The organism is Nocardia sp. NPDC051030 (assembly GCF_040683015.1).
Classification (GTDB): domain Bacteria; phylum Actinomycetota; class Actinomycetes; order Mycobacteriales; family Mycobacteriaceae; genus Nocardia.
In genome coordinates this window covers 480514-505288 of the sequence record NZ_JBFBCD010000006.1, presented here as the reverse complement: position 1 = coordinate 505288, position 24775 = coordinate 480514, and the positions used below count along the sequence as shown (strand labels likewise).

Sequence of the window (24775 nt, the reverse complement as noted above, 5' to 3'; positions counted from 1 at the left end):
ATCACGAATCGGGTGATTGGGCGAATTAAGCGCAGCTTCATCCGATAAAGTCTCCCGGGAGGAGGGGTGAGCTATGTCCGATTCTTGGCCGCGACGGCGATTGCTCGCGATCCTACGTGGCGCCAGCGAGCCTCTCGACGCACAGGAACTTGCGCGCGTCACCGGCCAGCATGTGACTACGGTTCGTTTCCATTTGGATGTCCTCACCCGAGAATCCCTGGTCCGGCAATTCCAGCAGCCGCCACGCGGTCGCGGCCGTCCCCGCATCGGCTATACCGCCGTGCAGCGATCCGTGGGTTATCAGGAATTGGCACAGGTTCTCGCCGACCAGCTGGGCAGTGATCCGCGCCGCCGCTCCGACGCCGCCATCGCGGCCGGTCGCGCCTGGGGCGCGAAACTGGAATCCGCGGATCAACCCGTGGAAACCCTGGAAGACGCCAAGGATCTGACCGTCACCCTCATGTCCGAGCTCGGCTTCGCCCCCGAACGCGATCCCTCGGCCGAGACCGACGAGTCATCCCTCATCCGGATGACCGCCTGCCCGCTGCGCGAACTCGCGCGCAGTCACTCCGAGGTCGTGTGCGGCGTGCATCTGGGGCTCATGCGCGAAGTGCTGGACCGCAATGGCGCCCGCGACACCGTCAATGTGCGCCTGCACCCGTTCGTGGAACCCGAACTGTGCGTGGCGCGACTGGAATTGCTCGCCGCCCGCCCGGACAGCACCGTGCCCGGCCCGGGAACCGTTCCGGACCCGACCGGCGAACCTCGATTGGCGCCCGCCACCGGCCGCGTCGCCCCGCAATTGCGCACGCCGGATCCCCAGGTGCGCGGTGCGGAATCCCAGCTGCGCGGATCAGACCCACAACTGCGTTAGATCGACGTCCACCTCGGTGAGCAGTCGGCGCACCAGCGGCAGGCCGATGCCGATCACGCTCGACGGATCACCCTCGATCCGGTCCACGAACCAGCCGCCGAGGCCATCGAGGGTGAACGAGCCCGCGACCTGCAAGGGCTCGCCGGTCGCGATGTAGGCGTCCAGCTCCTCGGGCTCGGGCTTGGCGAAATGCACTGTGGTGGAACTGCAGTCGGCGGCCTCGGCGACGATCTCGCCGTCGCGCATGCGGAGCACGGAGTGACCGGTGAGCAGATCCGCACTGCGCCCGGCCATCTCGGCCCAGCGCACGCGCGCCACCTCGGGAGTCAGCGGCTTGCCCTGCAGGATGCCGTCCACGAGCAGCATCGAATCACAGCCGACCACAACGGCATCCGGGAATTCGGCACCGAGGGTCGAGGCCACCTCGCGCGCCTTGGCGCGGGCCAGTTCGATCACCACTCGATCGGGCGCGGTGCCCGCGGGCAATGCCGCCGCCACCGCGTTCTCGTCCACGTGGGAAACCCGGACCACCGGCTCGACACCCGCATTGCGGAGCACGCCGAGCCGGGCCGGGGACTGGGAAGCCAGTACGAAGGTCGTCACGGGCCGTATTCTCTCAGGCCACGTGACGGGAGCTGCTATTCGACTCGAACGCCGCAGGTCAGTCGCGCAGGTGCGACAGTGCCGGGAAGGCGTAAGGCGAGAACGGCGAAGAACCGCGGTGCAGCATGGTCGGGCGGCCCCACATGTCGGCCGGGCCATGCGGGCCCGAATTCCCGGCGGCACTCGCCGACGCGGCGGCGAACACGGACACCAGAGCGGCTAGTTCGAGGTCGGTCGGGTTGCCCTTCAGGACCTGGATGACCGGCCCCCCACTCGTCAGTTCGACCTCGGTGACAGCAGTATCGACGGCGCCCACCAACTCGTCATCGACGGCTAGATCCAGTTCGGCGGCGCGCAGTACTTCTTCATCAGCCATGGTCGTCACAGCGCCAGTCCTCCTGTCCAATCGCCGCGCGGGGACGCGCGGCTTGGTTCACGTAAAGATCCGCAAACGGTATTCGTTACGACCCTCGGCGTCGAGGGTCACTACATCAACCATCTTTGCTCGGATGAGGCGATCGTGCGCGGTACAAAGCAACTGCCCAATAGGTCAGTGTGCGCCTCATACCGCGCTTATCGCACAATCAGAGCGGAATGTTGCCGTGCTTCTTGGGCGGCATGGTCACCATCTTGCGTTCGAGCAGGCGCAGTGCCGAAACGATCTGCCCGCGGGTGTGCGACGGCGGGATGACCGCGTCCACATAGCCGCGCTCGGCCGCCACATACGGGTTCACCAGGGTGTCCTCGTACTCGTTCTGCAGTTCGAGGCGCAGGGCGTCGACATCCTGGCCGTCGGCCGCCGCATCCTTGAGCTGCTTACGGTAGACGAACCCGACCGCGCCCGAGGCACCCATCACCGCGATCTGTGCGGTGGGCCACGCCAGGTTCACGTCGGCGCCCATGTGCTTGGAGCCCATCACGTCGTACGCGCCGCCGTAGGCCTTGCGGGTGATGATTGTGATCTTGCCCACAGTGGCCTCGCCGTAGGCGTACAGCAGCTTGGCGCCGCGGCGAATGATGCCGTTGAACTCCTGGCCGGTGCCGGGCAGGAAGCCCGGAACGTCGACCAGGGTGATGATCGGGACATTGAAGGCGTCGCAGGTGCGCACGAAGCGCGCGGCCTTCTCCGAGGCGTCGATATCCAGGCAGCCCGCGAACTGGGAGGGCTGGTTGGCCACGAAGCCGACGCTGCGGCCGTCGATGCGGGCGAAGCCGACGATGATGTTCATCGCGCGCTCGGCCTGCACCTCGAGGAACTCGTCGTCGTCGACCAGGGCCTTGATGACCTCGTGCATGTCGTACGGCTGGTTCGGCGAATCCGGGATGATCGAGTCCAGCGCGAGGTCGTCCTCGGTGAGGGATGCCTCGATGGCGCCGTCGATCGGGTCGGTGGCCGGGAAGCGCGGGGCCTCGGCGCGGTTATTGCTCGGCAGGTAGCTCAGCAGGTCCTTGACGTAGTCGAGGGCGTCCTGCTCGCCGGAGGCGACGTAGTGCGCGACACCGGACTTCACCATGTGGGTGTGGGCGCCGCCCAGCTCCTCCATGGTGACTTCCTCACCGGTGACGGTCTTGATCACGTCCGGGCCGGTGACGAACATCTGCGAGGTGCCGTCGACCATGACCACGAAGTCGGTCAGGGCGGGCGAGTAGACGTGGCCACCCGCGGCCGGGCCCATGATCAGCGAGATCTGCGGGATCACGCCGGAGGCCTGGATATTGCGGTGGAAGATCTCGCCGTAAAGGCCCAGCGAGACAACGCCTTCCTGGATGCGCGCGCCGGCGCCCTCATTGATGCCGACCAGCGGGCGGCCGGTCTTGAGCGCCAGGTCCATCACCTTGACGATCTTCTCGCCGTAGACCTCGCCCAGCGAACCGCCGAAGACGGTGACGTCCTGGGAGAAGATGCACACGTCGCGGCCGTCGATGGTGCCGTAACCGGTCACCACGCCGTCGCCGAGCGGACGCTGATGCTCCAGGCCGAAGTTCACGCTGCGGTGCCGCGCCAATGCGTCCAGCTCCACGAAAGAACCCTCGTCGAGCAGCGCAAGGATGCGCTCGCGCGCGGTCATCTTGCCCTTGGCGTGGACCTTGTCGACCGCGGCCTCACCCATCGGGTGCTGGGCCTCATCCAGGCGATTACGCAGGTCCGCCAGCTTGCCGGCGGTGGTGTGGATATCAGGGGCGCCCGCCGACCCCGGCGAAGGCTGCTGCTGGACACTCGTCATGACCGGGAGTGTAACCAGTACCAAGCGCCTCCGGTAATCCCGGAATCCCTACTCATGAGTACGGTTATTGACTACCCGCCAGTAAAAATCCCCTGGTAGATGCCATTATTCCGGGCCCGCCAATACCCGAACCCCCCAGAAATAAGTAGGGTCCAATTCCGCTCAGCGGCACGGCTCGAGCGGTCCGGTTCTCGACCACGATGCGAGACAACGATTCCGGGGGTTCAGGGCGAAGCCCGACAGTCTCGAGGGGGTTCGGGGGCGAAGCCCCTGAGAGCTACGAGAGTTGTTTATCGCATGACGCCGGTGTGACCGGTGGAGTAGCGGCCGGGCTGGGGCCAGATGGTGAGGCCGTGGCAGCCCTTGCCGACCGGGATGCGGGCGAGCAGCGTCCAGTTGACGATGTCGATGGCATAGACCTCGCCGTGGTGGCGCCCCGAGACCCAGAAGACGCTGCCGTCGGCGGACAGGTTGCCCATATCGGGACTGCCGCCACCGGGGATGGGCCATTTGCGAACCAGTTGATTGGTGGCGAAGTCCCACACCGAGATGCTGCCCTCATGGCGGTTGGTGATGAGCATGGCCTTGGAGTCGCGAGTGATGTAGAGGCCGTGGGTGCCGCCACCGGTGGGGACGAACCCGGTGTTCTCGAAGGTCTGCGCGTCGAAGACATAGATGCCATTGGCCACCATGTCGGCGACATAGAAGGTGCGCCCATCGGGTGAGAGCTTCACGTCCTGAGGTTTGCCGGATCGACCGTCGGGCAGATCGATCATGCGCACCAGAGCGAGATTCGCAATGTCGATCACCGCCATGCGCCCGCTGAATTCGCAGCTGACCAAGGCGGATCGGCCGTCCGCGGTGAAGTCCATATGATTCACGCCCGGACAGTCGGGGACGGCGATATCGTGCAGCTTCTGCCAAGTGTGCGGGTCGTAGAGATCCAGCGAACGGTCGGCTTCGGCGACGACGAGGGCGTATTTCCCGTCCGGCGTGAAGTACATGTTGTACGGGTCGCGGACCGGGATGGGCTCGCCGGGCTTGCCGGTGCGCGGGTCGATGGGGAGCAGGCTGCCGCTGCCGATCGGCAGGTCGTTATTGGCGTACAGCATCTGCATGTCATAGGACGGCACCACGTGCTGCGGTTCGCGCCCGCCCGCCGGGTAGGTGTCGACGACCTGGAAGGTGGCCGGGTCGATCACCGTGATGGTGTTGGACTCGCTATTGGGCACGTAGACGCGCGGCAGATGATCGGCGACCGCCGGGCTGAGTTCGCGGGTGCCCGCGTAGACATCGGTCGGCGAGAGCGGCGGCGGCATGCCGGGCAGCAGCGCCTGCGCCTGCGGTGTGGCGGCGGGGGCCGTCGGCGGCGGCGCGGCGGTGGTCTTGTCCACCGTCCCGGCATTGCCACCGGAGCATCCGGCGAGGACGACCATCGACACAATGAATCCGTAGCGAGCACGGCGCGCGATCACGCGCTGCACCGTCCCACAACGGTATGGCGGCGAGCTGACATGTAGCCGAATAGTAGGGGGCTACTTGGGCTTTCGCAGGAAGTTTGCGGGGTGTCTCGGCAGCTCGGGCGTTTCCGGCGAAGGGTGCGATCAGGGCAGAACGGACGGCACCCCGGGCAGAATCTGTGCCGGGGGTGCCGTCATTACTCAATATGCCTGCGGCTCAGCCCAATACACGTTCCAGTGCGTCGACCGCCTCGTCGAGCTCGGCGACCGTCACGGTGAGCGGTGGACGGAAACGAATGCCGCGCTCTCCCGTGCCGAGGATCAGCAGGTGTTCTTCCTCGCGCAGCCGGGTAACCACGGAGTCGCGGCGAGCCGCGGATTCCAGGTTGACGGCGCACATGAGGCCACGGCCGCGCGGGTCAGTGACTTCCGCATGGGCAGCGGACAATTCGGTCAGACGGCCCAGCAGGTGTGCACCCAGTTCCGCGGCGCGGTCCACCAAGTTTTCATGCTCCATGACCTCGAGAATGCGACGCGCGCGCACCATATCGGTGAGGTTGCCGCCCCAGGTGGAGTTGAGCCGGGAGCTGACGTGGAAGACATTGTCGGGCACCTCGTCCACGCGACCGCCGGCCATGATGCCGCACACCTGCGTCTTCTTGCCGAAGGCCACCACATCCGGTTCCAGGCCGAGCTGCTCGTAGGCCCAGGTGGTGCCGGTCATGCCGACGCCGGTCTGTACCTCGTCCAGGATGAACAGGGCGTCATTGGCGTGGCACAGCTCCTGCATGGCGCGCAGGAATTCCGGCCGCAGGTGCCGGTCGCCGCCCTCACCCTGGATGGGTTCGGCAATGAAACACGCTATGTCGTGCGGGTTTTCGGCGAAGGCGCGTTCGGCCTGTTCGAGGGCGTGCCGTTCGGCCGCCTCGATATCCGGATGGTCGGATCCGACGTAGGGCGTGTCGATGCGCGGCCAGTCGAACTTCGGGAACCGCGCGGTCTTCACCGGATCGGTATTGGTGAGCGAGAGCGTGTACCCGGTGCGACCGTGGAATGCCCCGGTCAGGTGTAGCACCTTGGTGCCGAGTTCGGCTGCGCGCCCGTGCATTTCATTGTGCCGGGACTTCCAGTCGAAGGCGGCCTTGAGGGCGTTCTCCACGGCCAGGCCGCCACCGTCGATGAAGAACAGGTGCGGGAGCCGGGGATCGCCGAGCACCCGCGCGAATGTCTTCACGAAGCGGGCCATCTCGACGGTGTAGACGTCGGAGTTACTGGGTTTATTGAGGGCGGCGGCGGTGAGGTTGGCGAGGAAGCGGCGGTCACCGACCAGTGCCGGATGGTTCATGCCCAGCGTCGAGGACGCGAAAAAGCCGAACATATCCAGGTATGCCGTGCCGTCGCGGGCGTCGACCAGTCGGCGTCCTCGGGATTTTCGCAGGTCGAGAACTAGGTCGAAGCCGTCGGCGAGGATGCTCGCGGACAGGATCTGATGCACCCGGGCGGGGGTGACCAGGTTCGGTTCGGCAACCGCCCCAAGCCGTTCGAGTTCGAGGGTCACCAGCCCAGGGTAAACGAATATTTACGGTGTGTGCCGTAAATATCGGATTTATTACGAGCAGAAGCTACTTGTCATAGAATGTCTGCAGAATGATGGTGCTTCGTGTCCTGACATTGGCTGTCGCCCGGATCTCCTGCAGCAGTTGCTCCAGGTGCCGCGGGGACGCCACGCGCACCAGCAGCATGTAGCTCTCATCCCCGGCCACCGAATGACATGCTTCGATGCCGGGAATGTGCTGCAGCAGCGCCGGTGCGTCGTCGGGCTGAGATGGATCGAGAGGAGTGATCGCGACGAATGCCGACAGCATCTGCCCCAGGGCCTCGGGGTCGACATTGGCCGTGTACCCGCGAATCACGCCCCGCGCCTCCAGCCGCCGGACCCGCGACTGTACCGCCGACACCGACAGATTCGCTTTTTCGGCAAGATTGGACAGGGTGGCGCGGCCATCGGCAATCAGCTCACGGATCAGCAGTCGATCGATGTCGTCGAGTACGGGTTTCGCCGGTGTATCCGCCATCAGCGAAGGCTAACTCAGCGAACCGAACTCGTGGCCGGAACCCATACTGGAGCTGCCAATGTCCTCTGCACTGACCGAGCGAACCTCGCGTGAACTCCGCACTCGCACGGAGTCGATCTTGCGCGCACTCGGAGCCGAACCGCCGGAACCGGGCGCACTCTCGGTGCGCTCCCCCATTACCGGCAGCGAACTGACCAGTTTGCAGCCGAGCACGGTCGCGGACGTGGATCGCGCCATCGACCGCGCCGCCGATGCCTTTCGCGACTGGCGCACCGTACCCGCCCCGCAGCGCGCGGCCGTGGTCCGGCGACTCGCCCAGCTACTGACCGAGCATCAGGACGAACTCGGGCAGCTGGTCACCCTGGAAGCGGGGAAGATCGGCGCGGAGGCGCGCGGCGAAGTCCAGGAAATGATCGATATCTGCGAATTCGCCATCGGGCTGTCCCGGCAGTTGTACGGGCACACCATGCCTTCGGAGCGGGCCGAGCACCGGCTCATGGAGACCTGGCATCCACTCGGCGTGGTCGGCGTGATCTCGGCCTTCAACTTCCCGGTCGCGGTGTGGGCGTGGAATACCGCGCTCGCGCTGGTGTGCGGGGACACGGTGGTGTGGAAGCCCTCCGAGGCGACACCGCTGACGGCGCTGGCCTGTCATTCGCTGCTGCGTCGGGCCGCGCTCGATGTGGGCGCGGATCCCGAAGTGCACCAGCTTGTTCAGGGTGCTGCCGAGGTCGGTGCGCGACTGGTGGACGATCCGCGGGTGGCGCTGGTGAGCGCGACCGGATCGGTCCGCATGGGGCAGATCGTCGCGCCCCGGGTGGCCGCTCGATTCGGCCGCTGCCTACTCGAATTGGGCGGCAATAATGGCGCGGTGGTGACGCCGTCGGCGGATCTGGATCTCGCCGCGCGCGGCATCGTGTTCTCGGCCGCGGGGACGGCGGGACAGCGATGCACCACGCTGCGGCGGCTCATCGTGCATGTGGATGTGGTCGGGCCGCTGCTGGATCGCATCTCGTCCGCGTACAACCAACTGCACGTGGGGAATCCGCTCGATGATGGCGTGCTGGTCGGACCGCTCATCAATGGCAAGGCCTATACCGATATGCAGAAGGCCCTCGAACGTGCGCAGGCCGATGGTGGCGAATTGATCTGCGGCGGTGAACGAGTCGAGGGCTTCGGCGACGACGCCTACTATGTGCGACCGGCCATCGTCCGCATGCCCGCGCAGACCGCGGTGGTGCGCGAGGAGACCTTCGCACCGATCCTCTACGTACTCACCTATCAGGATCTGGACGCGGCCATCGAGCTGCACAATGGTGTCCCGCAGGGGCTTTCGTCCGCCATCTTCACGCAGAATCAGCGGGAGGCCGAACGGTTCCTGGCCGCCGACGGGTCCGATTGCGGTATCGCCAATGTCAATATCGGCACGTCGGGTGCGGAGATCGGCGGCGCGTTCGGTGGCGAGAAGCAGACGGGCGGCGGGCGTGAGTCCGGTTCGGACTCGTGGAAGTCCTATATGCGCCGGGCCACCAACACCATCAACTACTCCACCGAACTCCCCTTGGCACAGGGGATTCGGTTCGAATAACGCGAGGGCCCGAGATCGAAGTCGGCGGCGGTTTTTGCCTTTTGCGTCTGCCAATTTCGCCACGTCGGCCGAAGCCGACGGCGGGACTCGAACCCGCATGAACTTTCGCTCGAAAGGTCCGAAGTATCCGCTGCCTGCGCACCGGGCACTCGCGTGAGATCACGGTAGCGCCCGGTGCGTGCGGCGGTCGAATGGTTTTCCGGTCAGGCCGGTTCGTCGATGCTGATGGCGCGGATCTGCTCCTCGTACTTCGCCCGGGTGGATTCGTCGGCGGGGTGCAGGGCGCGGTCGCCATTGAAGAGGCGGCGGACCAGGCGTACCGCCGGTTCCGGCGCGGCGGCCAAGGCTACGTCGATGGGGCCCAAGAAGTTCGGGACGGCGACCTCGGCCCTTCGGGTGCGGACGGTGGCGAGAATGGCCGCCGCCACATCCTCGGGATCGACGGTGGGCATGCCATTGCCGAGGGCCAGGCCCGAGGACAGGCGGGTGCGCACGGCCGACGGCATGACGCAGCTGACGCTGACACCCTGCGGGGCGAACTCCAGACGCGTTGCGGCGGAAAGGCCTACAGCGGCGAACTTGCTGGCGTTGTAGACGGCCAGGCCCGCGATCGGGATCTTGCCCGCCAGGGAGGCGACATTCACGACGTGGCCCTTGCCGCGATCGATCATGCCGGGGACGACGGCCCGCATGCCGTGGATGAGACCCCAAACATTCACGTCGATGGCGGTGTGGCCCACCGCATCCGGCTCGTCGAGGAAGGCTCCGGCGGGCATGACGCCCGCATTGTTGACCAGGATGTCGATGCGACCGAAGTCGGCGACGACCTTGTCCCACTGGTCACGATTGCGCACATCGAGTTCGAAGGAGACTGCGCCGAGCGCGGCCGCGGCCGCCGCACCGGCGGCCGTATCCACATCGGCGATGGCGACTTCCGCGCCCCGGCGGGTGAACAATTCCGCGGTGGACTGGCCGATGCCGCGGCCCGCACCGGTGATCAGCACTCGCGCACCGGCGAGATCGATTGCGGGGTAATTCTTTCCGATAATGCTCATGCGAAGGTTCCTTGCTCCATTGCCTTGCGAGTGCTCTTCAAGCTGTGTTCGAAGGTGGCGAGGCGGCGACGGCCGTCCATGAAATTGGGGCCCATGACCTCGAGGTCCTCGGCGGTGGCGTCCAGGCGCAGCACCTTGGTGCCACTCGCGCGCAGCAGCGCGATCTCGGCATCGAGCTTCTCGCTCATACGATTTCGCAACTGACGTTCCAGCAGGTGGCCGGGGCTGGTGGCGGGGATGCGCCCGGTCGAAGCCATGGGCGCGAGCACCACGACCTCGTCGAGCTGGGCCGGAATGAGCAGGTCCGCGGAGGCGGTGGAGGCCGCGCCGCCGTCGATGAAGCGGCGGCCGTCGATCGGCACGGGCGGGAACCAGCCGGGTACACCCCAGGAAGCCCGCAGTGCCGCACCGAGATTCGCGTCCGGAGCGGAAGGTGAGCCGAAGGCGACGCGCTCGCCGCTGTCCTGGTCCATGGCCACCAGCCAGGTCGCCGGATGTTCCACCCAGCCGCGTCCGGGGTTGAGCCGATCGGCCAGGCGTTGCAGCCAACTCGGGTCGCCGCTGCCTTGCGGGAGCAGGCCACTACTCGCGGTGAGCAGGGCGTGACCATTGCCGGGTCCGGCGAGCAGGGAGCGCACGGCGTGAGCCGGTGCGCCGAGGCGCGGGCGGGGCAGGGGCGGGAATCGGCCCGGCTCGCAACGCATGTGCGCGGTGAGGATCGGATTGGTGGAGGTGCCGTCCTGCATGGCGACGAGTTCGTCCACGCCGATGCCGCTGCCGAGCATGGTCAGCATTTCCGCACCGGCCGAGGTGCCGATCATGACGTCCGCTTCGCGCGGATCCCACTGCAGTACGTCCCGCGCCGCGGCCAGGGCCGCCACGATCCACGCCGCGCCGAGCGTGCCCCCGCAGCCGATGGCCAGGCCACGTCGATGTGACCCGTTCCTGTTACTCATGGTCTCGAACATATCATTTTTCAGATACCGGCGGTATCCCAAAACTTGCAGTACATAGAATCGCCATATGCCACGACTGACCCGGTCCGAGAGCCAGGCCCGCACCCGCGCGGACCTGCTCGCGACCGCGCGCGACCTGTTCCTCACCGACGGGTACGCCAAGACCAGCCTGGAGCGGGTCGCGGAGGAGGCCGGGTACTCCAAGGGCGCGGTGTACTCGAACTTCCGGACCAAGAAGGAGTTGTGTCTCGAGGTACTCGGGTTCATTCACGAGACCAAGTTCTCGGAAGTGGGCGAGCTACTCGCGGGCAGCGACGAGCTCGAGGATCGGCTCGAACGGTTTCAGGACTGGGCCGCGCGGACCCTCGGCGATGTCGGCTGGACCATGCTGGAATTCGAGTTCGCCATCGTGGCGCGGGACGATCCGGCATTGCAGGCCGCGCTGGTGTCGAGTCTGGGGATGGTGCGCGGGACCATTGCCGCCCAGCTACAAGGGCTGGCGGATTCCATGGGGCTCACGCTGCCGCTGCCCGCCGAGGACGCGGCCACCGCGGTTCTGAGTCTGGGACTCGGGCTGGGTATTCAGCGGGCCATCGATCCGAGCCTGTCCGCCGGGCTGATCACCGATGCGGTGCGGGCCATGCTGTATCAAGCTCAAAACCTCACGGCCGGAAGTGCAGGGTCCATTCGCCGCGATAGTGCAGGCGGGTGACGCTGACCGGGGGAACATCGATGCGCCAGAAGGATTTCGCGGGGGCGTCGAGGGTGACCAGCAGGGCGGCGCGAATGACCGCCGGATGGGTGATGGCGATGGTGGGTTCGCCCATCACGGCGATATCGGCCATCCACTCGCCCGTGCGCTCGACCACGTCGACCACCGATTCGCCGCCGTGGCCGCGATAGCCGGGATCGGTCAGCCAGAGGTAGAGATCCTCTTTCGGCACCGACATGAGTTCGCCGCCGCGCCAGGCTCCGGCGTCGAGGTCGCGTAGTCGGTCGTCCTCGGCACCCATGAGTCCCATGAGCGCGGCGGTTTCGGTGGCACGGCGTTCGGGGGCGGTGAGCACGCGGCCCTCTTGCAGGCGACCGCACGACGAGACCGCGCGGCGACCGGCCTCGGTGAGTGGTTCGTCTACGGGGAATCGTGCTTTTCGCATCGCCTCGGTCATTCCATGGCTGACCAAGTCGAGTCGGAGCACCTTCTGCACGGAGGGAACATTACGCGCGGGTACGGCGGGCGTGATTCGATTGCCCGTCCTTCGCTCGCCTCCCGGGGGCGGGCCGAGTTGTCGGTGGGCGGGTGCAGACTGGGGCCATGGATCGGTTCTCCCCCGCCACCCGGCAGTGGTTCGACGGCGCGTTTCCCGCGCCGACGCCCGCGCAACTGGGGGCCTGGGAGGCCATCGCGGCGGGCGAGCACACGCTGGTCGTCGCGCCGACCGGGTCGGGTAAGACGCTATCGGCATTTCTGTGGGCGCTCGATCGGCTGGCCACCCGGGAGCCGCAGGAGAAGCGCAAGACCTCGGTGCTGTACATCTCGCCGCTGAAGGCCTTGGCCGTGGATGTGGAGCGCAATCTACGGGCACCACTCGTGGGGATCACGCAGACGGCCAAGCGGCTGGGGCTGCCTGCGCCGGAGATCCGGGTGGGGGTGCGGTCGGGCGACACCACGGCGGCCGATCGGCGGTCCATGCAGCGCACGCCGCCGGACATTCTGATCACGACGCCCGAGTCGCTGTTCCTCATGCTGACCTCGGCGGCACGGGAGACGCTCAGCGAAGTGCACACCGTGATCGTGGACGAGGTGCACGCCATCGCCGGGTCCAAACGCGGTGCGCACCTGGCGCTTTCACTGGCCAGACTGGATTTGCTGCGGTCCGGGACGCCCGGATTCGAGCGACCGGCGCAGCGGATCGGGCTGTCGGCGACGGTCCGACCTCCCGCGGAGGTGGGGCGGTTCCTGGTCGGCGACGCACCCATCACCATCGTGTCGCCGCCCGCGGCCAAGACCTTCGACCTGTCGGTGCGGGTGCCGGTCGCCGATATGACCGAACCCGATGCGGGAGGCGCTGATTCGGATCAGCCCGGGTCGATCTGGCCGCATGTGGACGAGGCCATCGTGGATCTGGTGCTGGAACACCGGTCTTCCATCGTGTTCGCGAATTCGCGGCGGCTCTCCGAACGACTCACCGCACGATTGAACGAGGCCTATGCGACCCGGCTCGGCGAGACGGTGGATACCGAGCATGCCCCGCCCGCGCAGTTGGGGGCGTCGACCGAGGTGATTCACGGTGCGGCACCACTTTTGGCGCGCGCCCATCACGGATCGGTGAGCAAGGAACAGCGGGCCATCATCGAGGACGACCTCAAGAGTGGGCGGCTGCGATGCGTGGTCGCGACCAGCAGTCTCGAACTCGGCATCGATATGGGGGCGGTCGAACTCGTGGTGCAGGTGGAAGCGCCGCCTTCGGTGGCGAGCGGCTTGCAGCGAGTGGGACGTGCCGGGCATCAGGTCGGTGAGATCTCGCGCGGGGTCATCTTTCCCAAGCACCGCACCGATGTAATCCATTGCGCGGTGGCCTCACTGCGCATGACCGCCGGGCAGATCGAAGAATTGAAGATTCCCGCCCACCCCCTCGACATTCTCGCTCAGCAGACGGTCGCCGCCTGCGCCCTCGAACCGATCGACGCCGACACCTGGTTCGAGACGGTGCGTGCCACCGGAAACTATGCCGCCCTTCCCCGTTCGGCTTACGAATCGGTCCTGGACCTGCTCTCCGGCCGCTACCCCTCCGACGAATTCGCCGAACTCCGCCCGCGCATCGTCTGGGACCGCGACGCCGGCACCCTCACCGGCCGACCCGGCGCGCAACGCCTGGCCGTCACCTCCGGCGGCGCGATCCCCGACCGCGGCCTCTTCCCCGTGTTCATGGTCGGCGAAAAAGCCTCCCGCGTCGGCGAACTCGATGAGGAGATGGTCTACGAATCCCGCGTGGGCGACGTCTTCGCCCTCGGTGCCACCAGCTGGCGCATAGAAGAGATCACCTTCGACCGAGTCCTGGTGACCCCCGCCTTCGGCCTCCCCGGCCGCCTCCCCTTCTGGCACGGCGACGGCCTAGGCCGCCCCGCCGAATTGGGTGCGGCACTCGGCGAATTCGTACGCACCACCGGGCAGGCGATCGAGCAGTCACCGGGAAGTGTCCGGGCCAAGGCCACTACCCGAGGCAAGAAGGACGGCCTTGTCCCTCTGGCCACGGCGCTGAACGAGTTCGTGGGGGATGCCGGAACGGCGTCCGCGGCATCGAATGCCAATGGCATCGACAATGATCCGGCGATCGACGCGCGGCAGGGCGGGGCGGCGAAACGCTCGCGCGGCCCGCGTGCGGAGTCGGAGTCAGGTGGTGCCGGGACCGCGCTGGACCAGATCGTTGTGGCGGCTGGGCTGGATCAGAATGCGACGGCGAATCTGGTGTCGCTCCTGGCTGAGCAGCGGGAGGCCACCGGGCAATTGCCTACGGATCGGACGCTTTTGGTGGAGCGGTTCCGGGATGAGCTGGGCGACTGGCGGGTGGTTCTGCATTCGCCGTATGGGCTTGCGGTGCATGCGCCTTGGGCCTTGGCGGTGGCGGCTCGGCTGCGGGAGCGGTTCGGGGTGGATGCCGCGCCTACGCCGTCGGATGACGGGATCGTGGTGCGGTTGCCGGATACGACGGATGAGCCGCCGGGGGCGGATCTGTTCGTGTTCGACGTCGATGAGATCGATGACATCGTGACCGAACAGGTCGGGGGGTCGGCGCTTTTCGCTTCCCGGTTCCGGGAGTGTGCGGCGCGGGCCTTGCTGCTGCCGCGACGCGATCCGGGGAAGCGGGCACCGTTGTGGCAGCAGCGGCAGCGGGCGGCGCAGCTGCTGGATGTGGCGCGGAAGTTCCCGGAGTTCCCGATCCTGCTGGAGACGGTGCGGGAATGTCTGCGTGACGTGTACGACCTGCCTTCGCTGCGAGAGCTGTTGGGGCGGGTCGCGCGGCGACAGTTGCGGCTTGTCGAGGTGGAGACGGCCACGCCGTCGCCCTTCGCGAATTCGCTGCTCTTCGATTACGTCGGGCAGTTCATGTACGAGGGCGACAGTCCCCTCGCCGAACGGCGGGCGGCGGCACTGTCGCTGGACTCCAGCCTGCTGGCGGAACTGCTCGGACGGGTCGAGCTGCGGGAACTTCTCGATGCCGCCGTGCTCGAGCAGACCGAACGGGAATTGCAGCGGCTCACACCGGAGCGGCATGCGCGGGACATGGAAGGGCTCGCCGACCTTTTCCGGCTACTCGGACCGCTGACCACGGAGGAAGCCACCGAACGCTGCACCGACGATCCGCGACCATGGTTCGACGAACTGGTGAAAAGCCATCGCGCACTGGAGGTCTCGTTCGCGGGCTCACGCTGGTGGGTGGCCATCGAGGATGCCGCGCGACTGCGCGACGCGCTGGGCGTGCCGCTGCCGATCGGAGTTCCCGCGGCATTCATCGAGCCGGTCGCCGATCCGCTCGGCGACCTGGTCGGACGCTACGCCCGCACGCACGGACCGTTCACACTTACCGCGGTAGCGCACCGCTTCGGCCTGGGCACGGCGGTGGCGGCCACCGCCCTGCATCGCCTCGGCCTCGAAAAGCGCGTGGTCGAAGGCGAATTCACGCCAGGCTCGGCGGGCGCGGAATGGTGCGACAGCGAGGTGCTGCGTCGCCTGCGCCGCCGCTCCCTGGCCGCCGCTCGCAAGGAAGTCGAGCCTGTGGCGACGGCCGCCCTCGCCCGCTTCCTGCCCGCTTGGCAGCACGTCGGCACCGGCGAACTGCGCGGGGTGGACGGCGTGGCCGCCGTCGTGGAACAGCTTGCGGGCGTACCGATCCCGGCCTCGGCCTGGGAATCCTTGATCCTTCCGTCCCGAGTCCGCGACTACTCCCCCGCCCTGCTGGATGAACTCCTCTCCACCGGTGAAGTCCTCTGGTCGGGCCACGGCTCGATCACCGCCAAGGACGGCTGGATCGCCCTGCATCCAGCCGAACAGGCACCCCTCACCCTCCTCCCCTCCACCGAAATCGACTTCACACCAACCCAGATCAGCTTGCTCATGGCCATGGGCGCGACTGTTGTCGAGCAGTCCGCCGTGGTCGATACGGCTGGTGGCGGGGCGTACTTCTTCCGGCAACTGGCCGAGGCGACCGGGGTCGAGGACGAGGCGGCCGTGGTCACGGCGCTCTGGGAACTGGTGTGGGCCGGGTACATGGCGGGCGATACTTTCGCGCCGGTGCGGGCACTGCTGTCCGGAACCACCCGGACCACGACGGCACATCGCACACCCCGGCGAGCACCGCGCGGGCGAATGTACCTACCGCGCACCGGCATGCCCGCGCGAGTCAGCCCGCCGAACGCGGCGGGCCGCTGGTCACTGCTTCCGGAACGACTGGTGGACAACACCGTTCGCGCCCACGCCACGGCGGATGTGCTCCTGGAGCGGTACGGAGTGCTGACACGCGGGCCTGTGCAGAGTGAAGGGGTCCCCGGCGGGTTCGCCCTGATGTATCGAGTCCTGACCGAGTTCGAGGACCGAGGACGCTGTCGGCGCGGATATTTCGTGGATTCGCTGGGCGGGGCGCAGTTCTCGACAACCGATGTGGTGGATCGACTACGGTCCTTCGACACCGATCGCCCCGGGGCAGAGGGCCGCGACGCCGGAAAGGCCGTGGTCCTGGCGGCCTGCGATCCCGCGAATGCGTATGGAGCGGCTCTGCCTTGGCCGAAGGCGGCCGCCGAGGGAGCCGGACATCGGCCGGGCCGCAAGGCGGGAGCCCTGGTCGTACTGGTGGATGGCGACCTGGCCCTCTACCTGGAACGCGGCGGAAAGACCCTGCTCACCTTCACCGAGGACCCGAATGTGCGCACCGCCGCCGCGGCGGCCCTGGCCGGTCTGGTGTCCGAACGCCGAGTGGATTCCCTCGTGATCGATCGAGTGAACGGCGAATCGGTACACGGCAATACCTTCGCCGGCTTCCTCTCCGAGGCGGGCTTCGCGGCCACCCCCAAGGGATTCCGGCTCCGGAGCAAGCCGTGAATGAGCCCCGCTGATGCCGGAAGGCGACACCGTTTTCCTGACCGCGCAGCGACTGCGTAAGGCGCTGGCCGGAAAGACGCTGACCCGCAGCGATTTCCGGGTACCCAAATACGCGACCCTCGATCTGCGCGGGCAGCAGGTGGAAGGTGTCGGCACCTACGGCAAGCATCTGTTCGTCCGAACGCCCGAGCTCAGCATTCACACACACCTAAAAATGGAAGGCGAATGGCGGGTCTATCCGTCCGGTCAGCGCTGGACCAAGCCCGGATTCACCGCTCGCTTGGTGCTCGCCACCGCGGAGTCCGAGGCGGTGGGTTTCTCCCTCGGTCTGGTGGAAGTGCTGCGCCTTCCCGACGAGCACACCGTCACCGATCACCTGGGCCCGGATCTACTCGGCCCGAATTGGGATGCCGCCGAAGCAATCCGGCGGCTCGAGAGGCACCCCGATCTCCCGATCGGCTTGGCCCTACTGGATCAGCGAAACCTGGCGGGTATCGGCAATATCTACCGCAGCGAGATCTGTTTCCTCCGCCGCGTCCACCCCGCCACTCCCGTCCACGCGATCCCCGACTTACCCGCCCTGGTCGACGAGGCCCATCGAGTCCTCATGAAAGCGGCACACGAACCGCCGTGGCGCGCACTGGCCTATGGCCGCCAACGCCGCCCCTGCCGCCGCTGCGGCACGAACCTGGTCGTCCATTTACTGGGCGACGATTCCACCGCAACCCGTGCGGATCGCGGCATCTACTTCTGCCCGCGCTGTCAGCCCTCACCCAACTGAGGTCGGACGCGGGGGACTGAGCGGGGGCGCCTTGCGCGCCCCCGAGTCAGCGTCGTGGTTAGCGCGAGAGGAAGAGGTAGAACAGGCCGTCGTTGCCCTGGCGGCAGTCCCAGGTGGTCCAGGAGTTGTTGTCGCGGTTGACCTGGACGTTGGGGCCGTCGGCCTGGCAGGCGGCGAGGGTGGAGTAGTTGCCTTCGACCTGGGCCTCTTCGGCGGAGGCGATGGCGGTGCCGCCGGCGACGACGGCGAGGGCCAGGGTGCCTGCGGCGAGAACGGTCTTGATCATGAAGATCTCCTTTTTCGTCTAGGCGGTCGTGTCGTTCGGACCGCTGCGACTACTTCATCAAGGGGACCGTGAACATTTCATGACCAAGGCTCAGCGTGACCGAACATTTCGTCCTGCGCGAAAACCATTCCCACGCTGTGGTTTCGCTCCTAGGGTGGCGCTATGAAAATCGGAATCCTGGGCACCGGCAATGTCGGTCGCACCCTGGCCGCGCGGTTGGTGGAACTCGGGCACGACGTGGTCATCGGCACTCGCGATGTGGCCGCCACCGAGGCGAAGGCGGAAGCGGAGTTCCCCGCGCCGCTGCGGACCGCGCCGGAGGCCGCGGCGCATGCCGAGCTGGTCATCAATGCCACCGGCGGGCAGGTCAGCGTGGCCGCGCTGCAGGGCGCGGGTGCGGAGAACCTGGCGGGCAAGGTGATCATCGACGTGTCGAATCCGCTGGACTTCTCCAATGGTTTCCCGCCGCATCTGGCGGTCTGCAATACGGATTCGGTCGGTGAGCAGATCCAGCGCGCCTTCCCCGATGCCCGTGTGGTGAAGACGCTGAATACCGTCAATGCCGAGATCATGGCGTATCCGGCCAAGCTGGCCGACGGCGACCACACCATCTTCGTCTCCGGCGATGACGCCGACGCCAAAGCCACTGTCACCCAACTGCTTCGGGAATTCGGCTGGCTCGACATCGTGGACGTCGGCGACATCACCACCGCGCGCGGCACCGAGATGATGATCATTCAGTGGGTGCGTCTGATGGGCCCGCTCGGCACCCTGGCGTTCAACTACAAACTCGTGCGCTGATTGTCGGTGGGCACGGGTACCGGCTCCAGGATCTGCGGCCGGGGTTCGGGGGCGGCCTGGCGGAGCGCATCCGCCGAGGCGTCGTCCTCACGGGTCTGGGATTCGATCTCGGCCTTGACGCGCGCGTTGTAAGTGTCGACCTCGCGGGCGATTTCGGCCTCGTCCCAGCCGAGCACGGGGGCGACCAGGCGGGCCACCTGTTCGGCACAGTCGACGCCGCGGTGCGCGTATTCGATGGAGATGCGGGTGCGCCGCGCCAGGATGTCGTCCAGGTGCAGGGCGGCTTCGGCGGCCACCGCATAGACGGCCTCCACTTGCAGGTAGCCGGGTGAGGCCGTGATCGGTTGCAGCAGTTCGGGTTTGCCGTCGGCGAGACCGAGCACCTCGTCGATGAGCGAGCCATACCTGTTGAGCAGGTGCTGGATTCGGTACGGATGCACGCCGTACTTCTCGGCCAGGTGCGGGGTCTGGTTCATCAGGGCGTGGTAGCCGTCCGCGCCGAGCAGCGGCACCTTCTCGGTGATGGTGGGCGGTACGCGCTGCGGAATGTCCTGTGCGGCTTCGTCTACGGCGTCGTAGGCCATGACGCGGTAGGTGGTGTACTTACCGCCCGCGATCGCCACCAGGCCCGGGGCGACGCGGGCGACGGCATGCTCGCGGGAGAGCTTGGAGGTCTGGTCGCTCTCCCCCGCCAGCAGTGGCCGCAGGCCCGCGTAGACACCGGTGATGTCGGCGTGCGTGAGCGGCGCGACCAGCACCTTGTTGATATGCCCGAGCAGGTAGTCGATATCGGATTTGGTGGCGGCCGGGTGCGCGAGGTCGAGGTTCCAGTCGGTGTCGGTGGTGCCGATGATCCAGTGGTCGGTGCCCCACGAGATGACGAACAGCACGCTCTTCTCGGTGCGCAGAATGATCGAGGTGTCGCTGGCAATGCGGTCGCGCGGGACGACAATATGCACGCCCTTGGACGCTCGCACATGGAATCGGCCGCGTTGTTGCGCGAGTGACTGGATTTCATCGGTCCACACGCCGGTCGCATTGATGACGACGCTGCCGCGCACCTCGGTGGTGCGGCCGTCCTCGCTGTCGTGCACCTTCACCCCGACCACCCGGTCCGCCTCGCGCAGGAAGCCGACCACCTGCGTGGAGGTGCGGATGACCGCGCCGTAGTGGGCGGCGGTGCGGGCCACGGTCATGGTGTGGCGGGCATCGTCGACGACGGTGTCGTAGTAGGTGAGGCCACCGGTCAGCGCGTCGTCCTTGAGCCCGGGGGCCAGTCGCAGTGCCGCGGATTTGGTCAGATGATGCTGTCCCGGAACGGATTTCGCGCCACCCATGGTGTCGTACAGGGTGAGCCCGGCGGCCACGTACGGCCGCTCCCAGACGTAATGGCTGAGCGGGTACAGGAAGCGCAGCGGCTTCACCAGATGCGGTGCGAGGGTGGACAGCGCCAGCTCGCGCTCCTTGAGCGCCTCCCGGACCAGCCCGAATTCCATCATCTCCAGGTACCGCAGACCGCCGTGGAACATCTTCGACGAGCGGCTGGACGTGCCGGAGGCGAGATCGCGGGCCTCCACCAGCGCGACTTCCAGGCCGCGGGTGGCGGCATCGAGCGCGATGCCCGCGCCGACCACTCCCGCGCCGATCACGATGACGTCGAAGGTGTCCTTGCCAAGCCGGGCCCAGGCAGCTTCGCGCTGCTCGGGGCCTAGGAACTGCGATCGCGGTTGCTTCGTCATGCTCGACTCCTCCAGCCTGCGCCGTAGTGCCGACGCGGCGTCGTCTCGATAACTGGTCGAAAGCGCTCTGGTCGAAGGTGTTGCCCGGGGCTACCCGCAGGTAACCGTAGCCCACGGTAATCGGTCGTGGTGCGACCCGCGACGGCGGTGGTGTCATGTCACCGCTCACCCCGGGCCGTCGAGTAGCCTGCTCGAATGCGTCGCTTTGTGGCTGCCATCGACCAGGGCACGACGTCGAGTCGTTGCATCATCTTCGATCACGACGGGCGGATAGTCGGAGTCGCCCAGCGCGAACACGAACAGATCTTCCCGCAACCCGGCTGGGTCGAACACGATGCCGAAACCATCTGGCGCAATACCGAATCCGTGATCGCCGAAGTGCTCGACAAGTGCGGTGTCGGCACGAGCGAGATCGCCGCGGCGGGCGTCACCAATCAGCGCGAGACCACCGTGGTGTGGGAACGCGCCACCGGCAAGCCGATTCACAATGCCATTGTCTGGCAGGACACCCGCACCGCCGATCTGACCGTGGAACTCGCCGGGTCCGAGGGCCCCAACCGGTACGCCGATCGCACCGGACTGCCGCTGTCCACCTACTTCGCCGGGCCGAAACTGCGCTGGATCCTGGACCGGGTACCGGGAGCCCGCCAGCGCGCCGAGGCCGGGGAACTGTGCTTCGGCACCATGGACAGCTGGATTCTGTGGAATCTCACCGGCCAGCACCTCACCGACGTCACCAATGCCTCACGCACCATGCTGATGGATTTGCGCACCCTGCAATGGGATTCGACGATCTGCGCGGAATTCGGCGTACCCATGGCCATGCTGCCGACCATCCGCAGCTCCTCGGAGGTGTACGCGGACATCACCACCGGCGCACTCGCGGGCGTACCGGTCGCGGGCATTCTGGGCGATCAGCAGGCCGCCACCTTCGGGCAGGCGTGCCTGTCCACCGGCGACATCAAGAACACTTACGGCACAGGCAATTTCATGCTCATGAATACCGGCACGACGCCGGTGTTCAGTGAGCACGGGCTGCTCACCACGGTCTGCTACCGGCTCGGTGACCAACCCGCCGTGTACGCCCTGGAGGGTTCCATCGCGGTCACCGGCTCACTGGTGCAATGGCTGCGCGACAACCTCGGCATGATCACCAACGCCGACGAGATCGAACCCCTCGCCCGCACGGTCGCCGACAATGGCGGCTGCTACATCGTCCCCGCCTTCTCCGGCCTCTTCGCGCCCCGCTGGCGGCCCGACGCGCGCGGCGTGTTCGCGGGCCTCACCCGCTTCGTCACCAAGGCTCATATCGCGCGAGCGGTGTTGGAGGCCACCGCATTCCAGACCCGCGAGGTCATCGACGCCATGCGCGCCGACTCCGCCGCCCAGCACCTGGACGTCGAGAAGGTGACGCTCAAGGTCGACGGCGGCATGGTCGTGAACGAACTCCTCATGCAGTTCCAATCCGATATCCTCGACGCCCCCGTCGTCCGCCCGGTGGTCACCGAAACCACCGCTCTCGGTGCGGCTTACGCGGCCGGGCTGGCCGTCGGCTACTGGTCGGGCACCGACGATATCCGCGCCAACTGGGCCGAGGACAAGCGCTGGACCCCCACCATGTCCACCACCGACCGCGACAACCTCATGCACGAGTGGAACAAGGCCGTGGAGCGCACCTACAACTGGGCCTGATTCCCTACCGCGCCTTGGGATTCCGCTGCCGCGTGCGCGCGAGCCAGGCGATCCACCGCTTCGGTGAGGATGGCCGCTTCGGAGGTGGTGAAGCACAGGCGCATGGAGTGGGTGTAGTCGGTGGAGACGGCGAAGGCGGAGCCGGGGACGTAGGCGACGCCCGCGTCGAGGGCGGCGGGGAGGAGGGCTTGGGTGTCGGTGCCGTCGGTGAAGTCGGCCCAGAGGAACATGCCGCCGGTGGCTTCGGTGCAGGTGATGCGGTCGCCGAAGCGGGTGCGGACAGCGTCGACCAGGGCGTGGGCTCGTTCGCCGTAGATGTTGCGGACTTTGTCGATATGGGCTGTGAGCCAATCGGTGTCGGCCAGGAGGTCGGCGGCGATCTGGTGGGTGAGGGCGGAGCCGCAGAGGTCTGCGCCCTGCTTGAGGAGTTCTACGGCGCGACAGACCTTGGTGGGGGCGATCATCCAGCCGACGCGCAGGGTGGGGGCCAGGATCTTGGAAGCACTGGAGAGGCGAATCACGTTGGGCGAGTAGGTCGCAACCGGTGCGGGGGCGGGCTGGTCGAACCAGAGTTCGCCGTACGGGTCGTCCTCGATGATCCAGAAGCCGTGCGCGTCAGCGAGTTCGGCGAGTTCGCGGCGGCGGGCGGAGCTCATGGTGACGCCGCCGGGGTTGTGGAAGTTGCTGACGGTGTGGACGAATGCGGGGCGTTCACCCTTCGCCAGCAGGTCGCGCAGGATGTCCAGGCGCATGCCTTCGGAGTCCAGGGGGACGGCGAGGATGCGGGCTCCGGCGGCCCGGAAGACTTGCAGCGCACCGACATACGCCGGATCCTCGACGATCACCAGCGCACCGGGATCCAGGAGCACCTCGGCCAGCAGGGACAGCGCCTGCTGCGAACCGTGGGTGACGAAGATTTCGTCGATGGACAGCGGGCGGCCGGTGCGGGCCGATTCACGGGCGGCGAGGACCTCGCGCAGCGGGCCCCAGCCGGGGGATTCGGTGTATTGCAGGACCGCGCGACTGGACAGGGCGGTTTCGGCGGCGGCCGCGATGCGGTCGCGGGGCATGAGTTCGGCGTCGGGGAGGCCACCGGCGAGGCCGATGATGTCGGCGCGGGAAGTCAGCTTGAGCAGGTCACGAATGGCCGAGCTCTGCAAGCTGTCGAGCCGCCGGGACAGTGGCGGAGTGGTCGCCGACATGAAACACCTCCGAGGGAACGCCGGGGTACGCGAAACCCCACTGTTTCATAACGCTACCCAGAATATGAAATGACTTTCTCATATTCTGGGACGCAGGTGGTGTGATCCAGCGCCCGGGACCTAGCGTCCCTCGAGCGCGAAGATGAGGTGCTTGCCTTCCCGATCCACGGTGGTGATGCGCTGCGGATAGACCGCGGTGGTGCCGTCGGGACTGTGCACGGTCAGGTCCGCGTCATAGGTCTCCGGAGCCACCTCGACGATCCGCACGCAATAGCTGACCCCCTTCGGCGTCGGATCGATGCCGTCCTTCTGGATCACCTCCGCCGTGGACACGTTCACCGAGTCCGGCGCGACGAACGAGCGCGCCTTCACGCCACTGCGATCGGTGTAGAAGGCGTGCTGGAAACCGAGAATCGCCTCGGCGCCGGTGCGTGTACTGCCCGAGCCGTTGCCGATGGTCAGATTGCCGTCGCGCTTGGACGGGCAGCTCAGTGCGGCGGCGGTCGTCGGCGCGGCCGCGGTGGCCGGGCCGCCCGCAGTCGGGTCCGCCTGCGTGTCGTCCTTATCGCCGCCACCGCTCAGCATTGCCACGGCGGCGACCCCGATCACGGCCACCAACGCCACCCCGCCGACGGCGATCGCGGCGATCTTCTTCACCGGACGATCCGGCTTATCCTCTTGCGGCGGAGTGACTTTCGCGGCCGTCTTGGGCGCCAGCATCTTGGCGATCGGATCGTCCGCCCACGACAGCGACTCGCCTTCGGTGCCCGATGATTCCGGCGTGGAGGGCGGTGTCGGCGGGAATCCGGTCGGCGAGGAAGAGCGCCACCACGACGTGGAATCGGCTTCCTCGGCGGGAGCGGGAGCAGGTGCGTCCGGAGCTTTCGGGGCTTCCGGCGCGGCCGGAACCGGCTCGGTCACCGCCGGGAACTGTCCCGTCGCCGGAGCCCAACCCATCTGCGGCGACCCGTTCGGTGCGTCGAATTTCGTCGTCACCTCGGTCGGATCCCCGAAGGGCGACGAGCCGTTCACCGCCGGGTACTGCCCGGTCGTCGGCGGCATCCAGGAGTCCGGGGCCCGATATTGCGCGGGCGGGGGCGGCACCGGCGGGGCCGCGTCCGCGGGCCGCCAGCTCAGATCCGGGTTCTGCGGCACCGGCGCGGGCGTCCATCCGGCCGCGCCCAGATCGGGTGCGGGACCGAAATCGTTCAAGGACGGCCCGAATTCGGACAGCGACGGCCCGAACTCGGACTCCGGTTCGGATCCCGGCTGGGGATCCGGGCGGTCCGCGGAGTCATCCTTGCCGGAAGCCATCACCCATCCTTTCGCCACACACGCGTG

The 24775-nt window shown here is 67.1% G+C and carries 20 protein-coding genes and 1 tRNA gene; 7 read left to right on the top strand and 14 right to left on the bottom strand.

Going from position 1 to position 24775, the window contains the following annotated elements; all coding sequences use genetic code 11:
* Positions 1-73 precede the first annotated feature (73 nt).
* Positions 74-874 (top strand): transcriptional regulator, encoded by an 801-nt coding sequence (locus tag AB0N05_RS23055; protein ID WP_364697683.1) that lies wholly within the window; start codon positions 74-76, stop codon positions 872-874.
* Here AB0N05_RS23055 and AB0N05_RS23050 read toward each other — a convergent pair.
* The 6 genes from AB0N05_RS23050 to AB0N05_RS23025 form a co-directional block, all read right to left on the bottom strand.
* Positions 854-1477, bottom strand: coding sequence for a nucleoside triphosphate pyrophosphatase (locus AB0N05_RS23050; RefSeq protein WP_364697681.1), 624 nt, complete (start codon positions 1475-1477; stop codon positions 854-856). The two genes, AB0N05_RS23055 and AB0N05_RS23050, sit on opposite strands and share 21 nt — an antisense overlap.
* Positions 1478-1535: 58 nt before the next feature.
* The gene (locus AB0N05_RS23045; protein WP_364697917.1) at positions 1536-1853 is read right to left on the bottom strand and encodes an acyl-CoA carboxylase subunit epsilon; all 318 of its coding nucleotides are present in this window, start codon (positions 1851-1853) and stop codon (positions 1536-1538) included.
* Positions 1854-2061: 208 nt separating this feature from the next.
* Positions 2062-3702 carry an acyl-CoA carboxylase subunit beta gene (locus AB0N05_RS23040; protein ID WP_364697679.1) on the bottom strand — a complete coding sequence of 547 codons (1641 nt, stop codon included), beginning with the start codon at positions 3700-3702 and terminating at the stop codon, positions 2062-2064.
* A 290-nt stretch (positions 3703-3992) separates the two neighbouring features.
* The gene (locus tag AB0N05_RS23035) at positions 3993-5177 is read right to left on the bottom strand and encodes a YncE family protein (RefSeq protein WP_364697677.1); all 1185 of its coding nucleotides are present in this window, start codon (positions 5175-5177) and stop codon (positions 3993-3995) included.
* 202 nt (positions 5178-5379) lie between these two features.
* On the bottom strand, positions 5380-6720 hold the full coding sequence (lat, locus tag AB0N05_RS23030; RefSeq protein ID WP_364697675.1) for an L-lysine 6-transaminase: 1341 nt from the start codon (positions 6718-6720) through the stop codon (positions 5380-5382).
* A 64-nt stretch (positions 6721-6784) separates the two neighbouring features.
* Positions 6785-7237 (bottom strand): Lrp/AsnC family transcriptional regulator, encoded by a 453-nt coding sequence (locus AB0N05_RS23025; protein ID WP_067720610.1) that lies wholly within the window; start codon positions 7235-7237, stop codon positions 6785-6787.
* A 58-nt stretch (positions 7238-7295) separates the two neighbouring features.
* Between AB0N05_RS23025 and AB0N05_RS23020 the strand changes: the two genes are divergently transcribed.
* A complete protein-coding gene (locus AB0N05_RS23020; RefSeq protein ID WP_364697673.1) occupies positions 7296-8825 on the top strand; it encodes an aldehyde dehydrogenase family protein in 1530 nt (509 codons plus the stop codon).
* Positions 8826-8897: 72 nt separating this feature from the next.
* On the opposite strand, the gene AB0N05_RS23015 is transcribed toward AB0N05_RS23020, so the two are convergent.
* The 3 genes from AB0N05_RS23015 to AB0N05_RS23005 form a co-directional block, all read right to left on the bottom strand.
* Positions 8898-8972: transfer RNA gene (locus tag AB0N05_RS23015), tRNA-Ser, on the bottom strand.
* Between the two features lie 56 nt (positions 8973-9028).
* A complete protein-coding gene (locus AB0N05_RS23010; protein ID WP_364697672.1) occupies positions 9029-9880 on the bottom strand; it encodes an SDR family oxidoreductase in 852 nt (283 codons plus the stop codon).
* Positions 9877-10836, bottom strand: coding sequence for a patatin-like phospholipase family protein (locus AB0N05_RS23005; protein WP_364697671.1), 960 nt, complete (start codon positions 10834-10836; stop codon positions 9877-9879). The genes AB0N05_RS23010 and AB0N05_RS23005 overlap by 4 nt, the downstream gene beginning before the upstream one ends.
* A 67-nt stretch (positions 10837-10903) precedes the next feature.
* On the opposite strand from AB0N05_RS23005, the gene AB0N05_RS23000 reads away from it, so the two are divergent.
* A complete protein-coding gene (locus AB0N05_RS23000; RefSeq protein ID WP_364697670.1) occupies positions 10904-11548 on the top strand; it encodes a TetR/AcrR family transcriptional regulator in 645 nt (214 codons plus the stop codon).
* On the opposite strand, the gene AB0N05_RS22995 is transcribed toward AB0N05_RS23000, so the two are convergent.
* Positions 11499-12044 (bottom strand): histidine phosphatase family protein, encoded by a 546-nt coding sequence (locus AB0N05_RS22995; RefSeq protein WP_364697669.1) that lies wholly within the window; start codon positions 12042-12044, stop codon positions 11499-11501. The genes AB0N05_RS23000 and AB0N05_RS22995 overlap by 50 nt on opposite strands.
* Positions 12045-12151: 107 nt before the next feature.
* Between AB0N05_RS22995 and AB0N05_RS22990 the strand changes: the two genes are divergently transcribed.
* Positions 12152-16933, top strand: a complete 4782-nt coding sequence (locus AB0N05_RS22990) for an ATP-dependent helicase (RefSeq protein WP_364697667.1) — start codon at positions 12152-12154, stop codon at positions 16931-16933.
* Positions 16934-16946: 13 nt separating this feature from the next.
* Positions 16947-17714, top strand: coding sequence for a DNA-formamidopyrimidine glycosylase family protein (locus AB0N05_RS22985; protein ID WP_364697665.1), 768 nt, complete (start codon positions 16947-16949; stop codon positions 17712-17714).
* A 58-nt stretch (positions 17715-17772) separates the two neighbouring features.
* Here the strand turns inward: AB0N05_RS22985 and AB0N05_RS22980 are convergent, their stop codons facing one another.
* Positions 17773-18000, bottom strand: a complete 228-nt coding sequence (locus tag AB0N05_RS22980; protein ID WP_364697664.1) for a hypothetical protein — start codon at positions 17998-18000, stop codon at positions 17773-17775.
* Between the two features lie 162 nt (positions 18001-18162).
* Between AB0N05_RS22980 and AB0N05_RS22975 the strand changes: the two genes are divergently transcribed.
* Positions 18163-18801, top strand: coding sequence for an NAD(P)-binding domain-containing protein (locus AB0N05_RS22975; protein WP_364697662.1), 639 nt, complete (start codon positions 18163-18165; stop codon positions 18799-18801).
* Here AB0N05_RS22975 and glpD read toward each other — a convergent pair.
* Complete coding sequence (gene glpD, locus AB0N05_RS22970; protein ID WP_364697661.1) at positions 18783-20540, bottom strand: glycerol-3-phosphate dehydrogenase; 1758 nt, start codon at positions 20538-20540, stop codon at positions 18783-18785. The genes AB0N05_RS22975 and glpD overlap by 19 nt on opposite strands.
* A gap of 195 nt (positions 20541-20735) precedes the next feature.
* Between glpD and glpK the strand changes: the two genes are divergently transcribed.
* The gene (glpK, locus tag AB0N05_RS22965) at positions 20736-22232 is read left to right on the top strand and encodes a glycerol kinase GlpK (protein ID WP_364697659.1); all 1497 of its coding nucleotides are present in this window, start codon (positions 20736-20738) and stop codon (positions 22230-22232) included.
* On the opposite strand, the gene AB0N05_RS22960 is transcribed toward glpK, so the two are convergent.
* Both AB0N05_RS22960 and AB0N05_RS22955 read right to left on the bottom strand, forming a co-directional pair.
* Positions 22217-23434 (bottom strand): PLP-dependent aminotransferase family protein, encoded by a 1218-nt coding sequence (locus tag AB0N05_RS22960; protein ID WP_364697658.1) that lies wholly within the window; start codon positions 23432-23434, stop codon positions 22217-22219. The genes glpK and AB0N05_RS22960 overlap by 16 nt on opposite strands.
* A 120-nt stretch (positions 23435-23554) precedes the next feature.
* Positions 23555-24748: a hypothetical protein gene (locus AB0N05_RS22955; RefSeq protein ID WP_364697656.1), complete on the bottom strand. Its 1194-nt coding sequence runs from the start codon at positions 24746-24748 to the stop codon at positions 23555-23557.
* Positions 24749-24775: the final 27 nt, after the last annotated feature.